Here is an 11,193-nt window from a genome sequence, read left to right on the forward strand (position 1 = left end):
AACCCTTCTGTATATTTATCAAAAACAAAAAATGAGGCTGCCTTACGAATTCTCGTTAAGCCACCACCAATTGTTATTTAATATCTGCACTTTCATATTGTTAAGGCAAATATGGAAATTGTTTTCGCCAAAAGCAAGCATAATAATATTTTTACGGAAGCAATTAGTGAATATTGAATTATCGGTTACAAATCCAAATATCAGGCTGTTCATAAATCAATAAGTCCGCCTGATCACTAAATAACCATGGCTATACGCAAACAACATATCAACCCCGAGAACGATCTTGGCTTCGGCCCTCAGCCGGTGATCAAAAACCAGCCGCTTATTAATAAAGATGGTTCGGTAAATGTAAAGCGCAGGGGTTTATCGAGGTTTAATACTGCGGATACCTATCACACGCTCATTAAAATGAGCTGGGCAAGGTTTTGGGTAGTGGTACTCAGCGGATATTTGATCGCTAACCTGTTTTTTGCATCTATTTATGTATTGATAGGGATGGATAGCCTGGATGGCGCATCGGCGCATAACCATATGAGCCATATGCTTGATGCATTCTTTTTTTCGGCGCAAACCATATCTACGGTGGGTTACGGGCATATCAGCCCGCGTGGAGTGATAGCCAACAGCGTGGCCGCCTTCGAATCGATGATTGGTTTGCTGGCCTTTGCGCTGGCTACCGGCTTGCTTTACGGGCGTTTTTCAAAACCATCAGCAAAAATAGTCTACAGCGAAAATATGGTGGTTGCCCCATACGGCGATAATGGGCGCGGATTGATGTTCAGGTTGGCCAATATCCGTAAAAACGTGCTGATAGATCTGGATATACAGGTCATTTTTTCGTACAACGAAGTTGTTGACGGCAAACCTATACGCCGTTTTTTCCCTTTAGAACTTGAGCGTAAATATGTGAGCCTGCTTACCCTAAACTGGACCATTGTGCATCCGCTTGATGCCAACAGCCCGCTGATTGATATGATATACGAGGATCTGGAAACTTACCAGGCGAGCTTTTCGGTATTGCTGAAAGCGTTTGATGATACTTTTTCGCAAACGGTGCATTCGCGTACATCCTACATAGCGCAGGATATGGTTTGGAACGCCAAATTTGTGCCTATGTTTACCCGCGATGAAGATGGCAGGATAGAACTGGATATGGGTAAAATAAGTGAATTTGATATGGTTCATTAGTTCGCCGGCCAATTTGCCCGTTAGTTCTTTGTCACCAATAACCGATTGAACTAATGGACCAATGAACTATTTCAGCAACGCGTTCTTCTCCCTCGCGAAAACTTTGAACACCTGCTTATCTAAAAAGGCAGGCCAAAATTTGCTCAGGAAAACGGTTAGCTTGCCTTGTAACGTCATGATCAAAGTACGGTTGCGGTTCTCTACACCGTCGGCTATTATTCGGGCGACCTCTTCAGCGGTCATCATTTTAGCTTCTTCTAATGTACTTTCGCCCTGTTGTACACCATTTTTATCAAGGGCAGTGTTGCGGATATTTGACGAGGTAAAGCCCGGGCATGCCAGCATAATATGTACGCCCGTCCTCAAATTTTCAACTCTCAAGGCATCCAGGAAACCATTTAAAGCAAATTTTGAAGCCGAGTAACCCGAGCGACCGGGTAAGCCTTTATAGCCGGCTATCGACGATACGCCTACAATGCTGCCTTTAGTTGCTGTAATAGCCGGCAGTGCGTATTTGGTGCAGTACACGGCACCCCAAAAATTAACGTCCATTACGGTTTTTAAAACGGCCAGGTTTACATCGTTAAATAGCGCGCGCATAGATATACCCGCGTTGTTAACCAGCACATCTATTTTTCCAAAAGTAAATTGAGCCTGTTTAATAAGGGCAGCGCACTCCTCCTCCACGGTTACATCGCATTGTACGGCAATGGCCTTTATGGCATAATCTGTTTGCAGCGTTTGGGCTATATGGCAAAGGGTAACATACTGGCGGGAAGCTAACACCAGATTGGCGCCGCGCCGGGCAAACTCTATGGCAAGGGCTTTGCCTATACCCGAAGACGCGCCTGTGATGAGTACAACCTTATCTTTCAATTTCATATTTCGGTGCGAACATCTGCGGGATAGCCGGAATTTTTATTTCGGGCATGTGGAGCAAATATTTGGCAGCGAATATAATCATAGCACCATAAAAATGCCTGATATAGCTCCAGGTAAATTTAGAGCGTAACCGGGTATTAAAGCTGAGTATGTAGGTTTTTGGGAAATAATAATTTTTGTACCCCGCCAGGCGGATACGGAACGAAAGATCGATATCATGACCAAACTTTACAAACCGCTCGTCGAAGTCGCCAACATGGTTCACTACCGACCGGCGCAACAACATAAATGCACCATTAATCACGTCAACTTCGGTAGTTGCAAACTCCTCATCTTCTACCCAATCATCATCGTTTTTATACAAGCGCGATTTTGGGAAGTGTTTGGCCAAGCCGGTTAATTTCAGCAAACCACCCCAGGCACGCGAAAACCCGGTTCTGGATTCGGAAATAAATTTGCCGCGCGGGCTTAACATACGCACCCCTACACCACCCGCATCGTTATGGGCGTCCATAAATTCAAGCACGTGCTCTACGGTTTTTTTGCCGCTAATAGTATCCGCATTGACCAGTAAAACATACTCGCCCTTGGCTTCTTCAATCCCCTGATTGCGGGCTTTAGCCACGCCGGCATGGTGCTGATTAACAATCAATTTGGCTTGGGGGAACTCATTACCAAGCATCGCCACCGACTTGTCTGAAGATGCATCGTCAACCACAATCAACTCATAATCAATATCGCGGCAAGCTCTATTTAAAGTAAATAATGCTTGCCTTAATTTGTTGCACATATTGTGATTAACAACTATAACAGAAAGTTTCATAAGCTATCAGGATAATGAATTCTCGTACGGAACACGGGTTACGATAGATCGTCCTAATGTAATCTCGTCCACGTACTCTAATTCACCTCCAAAAGCTATGCCACGGGCAATAGTTGAGATATTTATTTCAAAAAGCTTTAAGCGTTTATGCAGGTAGAAAATGGTGGTATCGCCTTCCATGGTTGCGCTCAGGGCAAAAATAACTTCTTTCACTTCGCCGCCCTTTAGCCGCTCTACCAGGGTATCCACCTCCAGGTCGGCGGGGCCTATGCCATCCATAGGCGATATTAAGCCGCCCAAAACATGGTAAACACCATTATATTGACTGGTATTTTCAATAGCCATTACATCGCGGGTGTCTTCTACCACGCATATCAGGCTATGGTCGCGTTTATATGACGAGCATATCTCGCATACCTGCTGGTCGGATATGTTATGGCAGGTTTGGCAAAACTGTATCTCGTTTCGTAATTTACTAATGGCGGTACTGAATTTCTGCACTTCATCCTTATCGCGGTTAAGCAAATGCAATACTAACCGCAAGGCGGTTTTTTGACCGACGCCAGGCAGCTTCGCAAATTCGGCAACAGCATCCTCCAGCAATTTAGATGAAAAATTCATTAGGCGAATTTACGGATTTTTGTACGAATTTGTTATACTGAACGGTAGTGAAGCACTTGTTTGAACAACTTAGGCATTTGCATGACCGTGCTGTCCCCTGGAGGTGACGTCATTGATATCTATTCGCTTCGCAGGCTTTTCACCGGATTAACTAATGCCGCTTTAATGGCCTGCCAACTTACGGCAACCAGGCATAAAGCAATACTTAAAAACAGCGTTGCCGCAAATACCCAGATAGTGACATTGGTATGGTAAGTATATGTGTTTAGCCAGCGGTTTACATTATACCAGCTTATTGCCGCTCCAATTACAAAAGATATCAATACCAATTTAATAAACTCCTGCGAGAGTTTTAGCCAAAGCCCGGCAGTTCCTGCACCCAGTATTTTCCGGATGCTTATTTCTTTCCCCCGCCGTTCGGCCGAGAACGATGCCAGGCCAAAAAGGCCAAGACCCGATATAATGATGGCCAAACACGTAAACATTACCGCCATTGCCCCCAACTGCTGCTCGGTTTTAAATTTCTGATTGAAGCTTTCGTCTGTAAATGTATAATCGAACGGGTAAGTTGGGTTGTATTTTTTATAGATATCCTGCAAAAGTTGTATGTTTTTTGAAACGGAGTTGGCTGGGTTTAACCGCATGCCGATATTCCCGACCCAGCCTTTGGTAAACCCTATTATAGTGGGCCGTACAGCATCGTACGGCGAGCCCCAAACAAAGTTTTTTGCTACGCCGATAATTGTACGCCCGGCATTCATCCATGTAATTTTTTGCCCCACGGGGTCTTTCAGTTTCATTAGTTTTACCGCGGCCTCATTTAAGATAACCGCTGTTGAATCGGAAAGCCTGTCAGTAGCAAAATCGCGGCCTTCAATAATCTTTATCTGGTAAGTGTTCAACATATGATAGGTAACAGCTATGCAATCTATCGGCGTCTTTTCCTCCCCCGGTAGCTGGCCCGGCCATCTGTTTTGCCATGTGGCGCTGGTTATTTTGGTAATAGGCTCTGATATGCTGGCAGCGTCGGTAATGGCGCCTGCACTGATAGCCTCCCGCCTGAAACTATCAAACTTATCGAACATAGCGCCATCTGCAGGCAATTCAATAAGGCCGTTGCGGTTATAACCAATGGGCAGCTCTTTTATATAGTTGATTTGCCTGTGAATAAAAAAGCTGAATACCACCAGGCATATGGCAAATGTAAATTGTATAACAACCAACACCTGGCGCGGCCTTACGGTTGTTTCTGCATTAAAAAACCGGCCTTTTAATACCCTAACCGGGTTAAAAGATGAAAGAAAGAGCGCCGGATAGCTACCAGCAAACAGGCCGGTAACTGCCGTCGTCGTTAGTGCTATTAACCATACCCATAAATTGCCATACGGGATATTTAACATGATACCGGTTAAATCAGCAAACACAGGGGTTAAAACCAATATCAATATTACTGACAGGATAAACGCTGCAAATGCCAGTAACAGGGATTCGCCCATAAACTGTTTGATAAGCGCTGTACGCCCGGCGCCTATTGCCTTACGAATCCCTACCTCCCTGGCCCGCTTTTCGGACCGGGCGGTAGATAAGTTCATGAAATTTATACAGGCGATAACCAGTATACCAATAGCCAGAAACAGGAACAAACGTAAATAGCTGATACGACCGCCCACGTTAACACCATCTTTAAAATCGCCGTGTAAATGCAATAGGGTAAATGGGTACATAAATAGCTTAACCTCTTTATCGGGCGGGAAATACCTGCCGATAAGGTCTTTTATCTTTACGTTAACGGCTGCTGCTGATGCATTAGGTTTTAGAAGTACATAAGTGGCGTATCCATAATTATCCCAATTTTCGCCTTTTAACCATGGCTGCTGCGACAGGAACGCATCCCATGAGATAATAGCCTTAAAAGTGAAGCTCGAATTTCCCGGGTTATCTTTGATTACCGCGCTAACCTTCATCGGAAACTGGTTATTGTATTTTACAACCTGGCCCAGCGGGTTCGTGTTCCCGAATATTGCTTTAGCGGTCGACTCCGTAAGTATCACAGACGAAACATCAGACAAGGCGCTGCGTTTATCCCCTTGTATAAAGTCAAAGCTGAACATATCCATTATACCCGCATCCATAGCCACCGCATTAAATTTTAACCCTTTACTATTGTAGGCTATTAAAACGTTTTTGGGCTCGTTTATGCGGGCTGCATTTGCTATCTCGGGAATGTCTTTCTTTAATGCACCGGCAAGTAATTGTGGTGTAAACCACTTGGTGCGTATCTCGCCGTTAGTTGGCTGGTTTTTAAAAACCTGGTACAGCCTATCGCCGTTTAAGTGAAATTTATCAAAGCTGTATTCGTTGTAAACATAAACCAGCAGCATAAAGCTTACCGCCATACCTATAGCCAACCCGCCAATATTTATCAATGATGATATTTTGTTTCGGGTAAGGTTTCTCCAGGCTATTTTCAGGTAGTTTTTTATCATGGATCGGGTTACGCGGTTTACTTCCACAATATCAGGACTGTAGATGTTAAATTATAATTTTTAACATCTATTAACTAAACAAAAATAGCGATGGATTTACCTGTCGCTATTTTTGTTTGAAGACAAATATTTTTGTCAAATTTAAAAAGTTTACAAGCCCAAAATTCGACCCAACTACTCCACCCCTCACTATTCACCTCTCACTAATTTATTCGCTTTTTAAGCTTTTTACGGGGTTAGCCACAGCTGCTTTTATCGACTGAAAGCTAATGGTTATGAACGCTATACCCATAGCCCCTGCCCCGGCAGATGCTACTATCCACCATTTAATGCCATCGCGATAAGCAAAGCCCTGCAGCCAGTAACGACCGGCCAGCCAGGCCAGCGGCGAGGCCAGTAAAATGGCTATTATAACCAGCTTAATAAAATCCTTTGAAAGCATGGCTACGATGACAGATACATTTGCGCCCAATACTTTGCGTATACCAATTTCTTTAGTGCGCTGTTCGGCAGCGTAAGCTGCAAGACCGAATAAACCGAGGCAGGCAATAATGATGGCCATGCTGGTAAAAGCCACAAAAATACCGCCCATCCGCTGCTCGGTACGATAACTCCTTTCAAAGTCCTCGTCCATAAAGGTGTAATTTAACTGTTGGTTGGGCGAAACTGAGCGCCATTTTGCCTTTACCTGCGCTATAAGGGCGGTTGTGTTTGTCGCTTTTAAGCGTAGGGCAAGGCTTCCACGGTTCTCGTTCAGAAAGAATACCACCGGCGTTATATTTTCGCGCAGCGAATTAAAGTTGAAATCCTTAACCACGCCTACTATACGGAATACCTTAAATTTTTGCGCCATATTATCTAACGAGTAATACAACTCTTTGTTAATTGGGTTTTTAACCCCAAGACGCTTCGCCGCGGCTTCGTTTATCATCAACGAGGACGAATCGGCCTTAAATGCTTTTGAAAAATTGCGGCCCTGCACCACTTTCATACCCATCGTACCTATATAATCTTCATCAATATCCCATACCTGGGTTGATAAGGCAGTTTTGGTATCCCTCGTTGCGTCCTGGAAAAAAGTGCTGCTATTGCGCCATCCGCTGGTGGGTACGTAGCCTGTCATGGTGGTGCTTACCACACCGGGTAATTGGCTAAGTTCTTCCTTTAATACTTTGGCCTGGTTGCCTAATACATCAACATTATTAATGACCATTACCTGATCGCGGTTAAAGCCCAGGTCTTTGTTTTGTATAAATTTAAGCTGATGATAGATTACCAGGGTGCCGATGATGAGGAAAATGGATATAGAAAATTGGAAAACCACCAAAAAACTGCGCAGGAAGCCGCCCTTGAAACCGCTGGATAGCTTACCTTTTAATACATCAACCGGCTGAAATGCCGACAGGAAGAATGCCGGGTACGAACCTGCCAGGCAGCCTATTACTAAAGTGGTAACCAGCAGCGCCGGTAACAGCCAGGGAATAGTACTTGCCGTAAATGCAAGCTGTTTATCGGCCATTTGGTTAAAGTAGGGTAACAGCAGCCATGCCCCTACTATAGCTATCACAGTAGCTATAAAGGTTACTATAACAGATTCTGAAAGGAACTGCGCGATAAGGTATTTACGCGGTGAACCTAACACCTTACGAACACCAACCTCGCGTGCGCGGTTTGATGAGCGCGCGGTGCTCAGGTTCATGAAATTTACGCAGGCTATCAGCAAAATGAATATGGCGATAGCCGAAAATATATAAACGTATTGTATGTTGCCGTTCCCGCGCAATTCAGCTACGCGGTTTGATGTCAGGTGGATATCCCGCAACGGTGTTAAACTTACCCGGAAATAATTACCGCCTTTTTCAAGCTGCTCATAACTCATGTGTACAGCGGCTTGCAACTGTCCGCCAACATATTTACTTACCATAGCCGGGAATTTGGCACTAAGGCGGTTAACATCCGACCCTTTTTTTAATAAGATATAGGTATTAAAATTATTGCTTAACCAGGCATCCTCTTTACTTTCGGGCAGGTCTGTCATACAGATAAAGAAATCGGCTGTAAAGTGCGATTGCTTGGGGATATCTTTTATAACGCCTGTTACTTTGTAAAATAAGCTATCATTCAGTGTTAACGATTTGCCAACCGCATCGTCGGTATTAAAATACTTTTTGGCGGTAGTTTCGTTGATCACCACGCTCCTGGGGTTTTTTAGCGCCGTATTTGGGTCGCCGTGCAGCATGGGCAAAGTAAACACATCAAATATTTGTGGGTCGGCATATAAAACGTTAGGCTCCTGAACGTTTTCGTCGCCTTTACGCACTTTAAAACCGCCGCGATCCCTAAACCTTACAGCCTGCTCGACCTCGGGGAAATCATTTACAAAGGTTTGTGCCAGCGGTGGGGGTGCAACCGCGTAGCTGTTGGTGTTGCCGCCAAACTTAATATCGTTGTTTACGCGGTATATGCGGTCGGCCTTCGTATTAAAGGCGTCGTATCCTACCTCGTCTACCACATAAAATACAATAAGCATGCATACACATAAGCCCAGGGCAAGGCCAAACACATTGATAATGGTAAAGCCTTTGTTCTTTTTAAGGCTTCTGAAAGCTGTTTTGATGTAGTTTTTAAACATATTTTTAAAATTCTAAACTTTAAATCCTAAACGCTGAATCCTAATCTTTCCCCCGCCCCTTTTTATTTTAGGGTTTACAATTTAGCGTTTAGGATTATTGTTTACCGTTCACAACTTTATGACTACAAGTATACAGAACAGGTTACTCGTTTCGAAGACTTTTTACCGGGTTGGCCAACGCTGCTTTTATGGTTTGAAAGCTTACGGTTATAAACGCTACGCCAAGGGCCATTGCCCCTGCTGCCGCAAACACCCACCATTGTATTTCAACCCGGTAGGCAAACTCCTGCAGCCACTTGTGCATGGCAAACCATGTAAAGGGCACCGCGATAACAATCGACAGCGCCACCAACTTTAAAAATTGCGCCGATAACATCCCGGTGATGGTGCCCGAAGAAGCGCCGAGCACCTTGCGTATGCCTATTTCTTTAACGCGCTGCCGTATGCTGAACGCCGACAAGCCAAACAAGCCAAGACTTGCGATAATTACGGCCAGTATCGCAAACGAGGTAAATATTTTTCCGGTACGGGCTTCGGCGACGTATAACTGCGCGTACTGGTCGTCCAGAAAAGTGTAGCTAAAAGGGCTATCGGCATGGTAGTCATCCCACTGGGCTTTAATACTGGCAATTAAACCACTCATATCAGCGGTATTAACCTTTAATATCACAGAACCATTACTGTAGCCGTAAAGCATCATTAAAGGCGCTATTTTTTCTTTAGCCGACGAATAATGAAAATCCTTTACCACACCAATGATCGTAAACTCGCGCTGGCCCGAACGTACAATGGTTTTGCCTATCGGGTCGGCGTTGCCAATGCCAAGTTCTTTTACAGCGGTTTGGTTAACAATAACACCCGATGAATCGCCGGGCGAGGACGCAGAAAAGTTACGCCCAAGCGCCATTTTCATACCCATGGTTGCCAGATAGTTCTCGTCGATATGATAAATACTGGTATGTATCTCGCTGTGCGCAGCGTTGGTGTTTGAAGATTTAAGGTAGATCTGTGTGCCATCGCCCGACCGGGTGGGCAGATCGCCTGATATAGTGGCATTCACCACCTGCTTATTTTGCATCAGCTGATTTTTAAACGGCACCAGGTTGTTTTTTAAGGTATAGGTATCGTTTATTACCAATATCTGGTTTTTATCGTAACCCAGCTTTTGATTTTGCATAAAATGCAGCTGCTGGTATACTATAAAGGTTGCTATTATAAACGCAGTTGAAATACCAAACTGAAATACAATTAGACCGCTGCGCAGCACGCTGCGGCTGTTTTGGCTATTACTGTTGCCTTTTAATACGCTGAGGATCCTGAATGATGAAATAAAGAAGGCCGGGTAAACACCCGCGGCGATGCCAACCAGCAGGGCAACTAACAATTCGATAACCACGGCTTTGTACCCCAGGTAAAATTGCATGGTGATATTTTTGCCGGCCACATCATTAAAATAAGGCAACAAAAAGTAAACAAGCACCAAGGCAAAAGCCATCGCGAGCGTGGTGAGTAACACCGACTCGGTCAGGAATTGCGTTACCAGGTTGTTTTTTAAAGAGCCGAGCACCTTACGTATGCCCACTTCTTTTGAACGCCTTGCAGATGCTGCTGTAGACAGGTTGGTAAAATTTATACACGCCAGCAGTAATATAAATATGGCCAGCGCGCCAAATATGTAAACATAATTGATATCTCCGTTTGCCTCGCGCTCAAATTTAGTATGCGAGTGCAGGTGTATATCCGTTAACGGCTGTAAACTAAAGATAAAAGTATTTACAGATTTTTGAGCTTCGGCCAGGCTTACACCCATATCATGCTGAATTTCGGGCACCACATATTTTGCTACCAATTGCGGAAACTGGGCCTCCAGCTTTTTAGGGTCGGCATGCTTATCCAGCAGCAGGTACGTGTAAAATCCTAAGTTGCTCCAGGTTTGGTGCCATGCCCTTGTATCAAGGCTCATAAATGCGTCTGCATGGAAGTGCGAGTTATCCGGCACCTTATTGATAACGCCGGTAATTTTTTGCGGCTGGTTACCAACTATCAGCGTTTTACCAAGGGCAGCCTCTTCGCCAAAATACTTTTTAGCAAGATCCTTTGTAATCACAATACTGCCGGGCTCAACCAAAGCGGTCCTGCTGTCGCCCTCTATAACGGGGATGGAAAACAACTGCAGAAAGTTTGAATCGGCACGCACGATGTTTGCTTCTTTAAACTGTTTGTCCTGGTATTTAACGAATATGGGCTGCATACCCCCCAGGCGGGTTGAAGCTTTAATTTCGGGGAACGCGTTTTTCATGCCCTCGCCTACGGCAACGTCAACAACCGGGTAAACATCGGTTCCGCCGTTGCCAATGGTCGACAGGTTCACCCTGTAAAGCTGTTTAGCATTTTCCGAGTAAGTATCATAAGTAAGTTCCTGGTACAGGTAGCCGCTGATAAGCATACAGCAAGCAAGCCCGATGGCCAGGCCAAACGTATTGATGAACGAGAACACCTTGTTTTTACTAAGGCTGCGCCAGGCAATTGTTAAATAATTTTTTATCATAATGTGGGGA

8 protein-coding genes are annotated in these 11,193 nt (G+C 44.6%); 1 reads left to right on the forward strand and 7 read right to left on the reverse strand.

Going from position 1 to position 11,193, the window contains the following annotated elements:
• Positions 1–42: 42 nt before the first annotated feature.
• Positions 43–213, reverse strand: a complete 171-nt coding sequence (locus GWR56_RS17740) for a hypothetical protein (protein WP_162432538.1) — start codon at positions 211–213, stop codon at positions 43–45.
• A gap of 33 nt (positions 214–246) precedes the next feature.
• On the opposite strand from GWR56_RS17740, the gene GWR56_RS17745 reads away from it, so the two are divergent.
• Positions 247–1,191 (forward strand): ion channel, encoded by a 945-nt coding sequence (locus GWR56_RS17745; RefSeq protein WP_162432539.1) that lies wholly within the window; start codon positions 247–249, stop codon positions 1,189–1,191.
• Positions 1,192–1,257: 66 nt separating this feature from the next.
• Here the strand turns inward: GWR56_RS17745 and GWR56_RS17750 are convergent, their stop codons facing one another.
• From GWR56_RS17750 to GWR56_RS17775, 6 genes are all read right to left on the reverse strand, one after another.
• On the reverse strand, positions 1,258–2,073 hold the full coding sequence (locus tag GWR56_RS17750; protein ID WP_162432540.1) for an SDR family oxidoreductase: 816 nt from the start codon (positions 2,071–2,073) through the stop codon (positions 1,258–1,260).
• Entirely contained in the window at positions 2,057–2,896 is an 840-nt protein-coding gene (locus GWR56_RS17755) for a glycosyltransferase family 2 protein (protein ID WP_162432541.1), read from the reverse strand. Before GWR56_RS17755 ends, GWR56_RS17750 begins: the two co-directional genes overlap by 17 nt.
• 6 nt (positions 2,897–2,902) lie before the next feature.
• On the reverse strand, positions 2,903–3,517 hold the full coding sequence (recR, locus tag GWR56_RS17760; protein WP_162432542.1) for a recombination mediator RecR: 615 nt from the start codon (positions 3,515–3,517) through the stop codon (positions 2,903–2,905).
• Positions 3,518–3,636: 119 nt separating this feature from the next.
• Positions 3,637–6,003, reverse strand: coding sequence for an ABC transporter permease (locus GWR56_RS17765; protein ID WP_162432543.1), 2,367 nt, complete (start codon positions 6,001–6,003; stop codon positions 3,637–3,639).
• Positions 6,004–6,211: 208 nt separating this feature from the next.
• The gene (locus GWR56_RS17770; RefSeq protein ID WP_162432544.1) at positions 6,212–8,635 is read right to left on the reverse strand and encodes an ABC transporter permease; all 2,424 of its coding nucleotides are present in this window, start codon (positions 8,633–8,635) and stop codon (positions 6,212–6,214) included.
• A gap of 142 nt (positions 8,636–8,777) precedes the next feature.
• Positions 8,778–11,183: an ABC transporter permease gene (locus GWR56_RS17775; RefSeq protein ID WP_162432545.1), complete on the reverse strand. Its 2,406-nt coding sequence runs from the start codon at positions 11,181–11,183 to the stop codon at positions 8,778–8,780.
• Positions 11,184–11,193 lie beyond the last annotated feature (10 nt).

This window comes from Mucilaginibacter sp. 14171R-50 (genome assembly GCF_010093045.1).
In the GTDB taxonomy this organism is placed as follows: Bacteria; Bacteroidota; Bacteroidia; order Sphingobacteriales; family Sphingobacteriaceae; genus Mucilaginibacter.

Bases quoted from the DNA above. Each gene is read 5' to 3' on its own strand.
- GWR56_RS17745 (WP_162432539.1), top strand. From the start codon at position 247: ATGGCTATACGCAAACAACATATCAACCCCGAGAACGATCTTGGCTTC.
- GWR56_RS17750 (WP_162432540.1), bottom strand. From the start codon at position 2,073: ATGAAATTGAAAGATAAGGTTGTACTCATCACAGGCGCGTCTTCGGGT.
- GWR56_RS17740 (WP_162432538.1), bottom strand. From the start codon at position 213: ATGAACAGCCTGATATTTGGATTTGTAACCGATAATTCAATATTCACT.
- recR (WP_162432542.1), bottom strand. From the start codon at position 3,517: ATGAATTTTTCATCTAAATTGCTGGAGGATGCTGTTGCCGAATTTGCG.
- GWR56_RS17775 (WP_162432545.1), bottom strand. From the start codon at position 11,183: ATGATAAAAAATTATTTAACAATTGCCTGGCGCAGCCTTAGTAAAAAC.
- GWR56_RS17765 (WP_162432543.1), bottom strand. From the start codon at position 6,003: ATGATAAAAAACTACCTGAAAATAGCCTGGAGAAACCTTACCCGAAAC.
- GWR56_RS17770 (WP_162432544.1), bottom strand. From the start codon at position 8,635: ATGTTTAAAAACTACATCAAAACAGCTTTCAGAAGCCTTAAAAAGAAC.
- GWR56_RS17755 (WP_162432541.1), bottom strand. From the start codon at position 2,896: ATGAAACTTTCTGTTATAGTTGTTAATCACAATATGTGCAACAAATTA.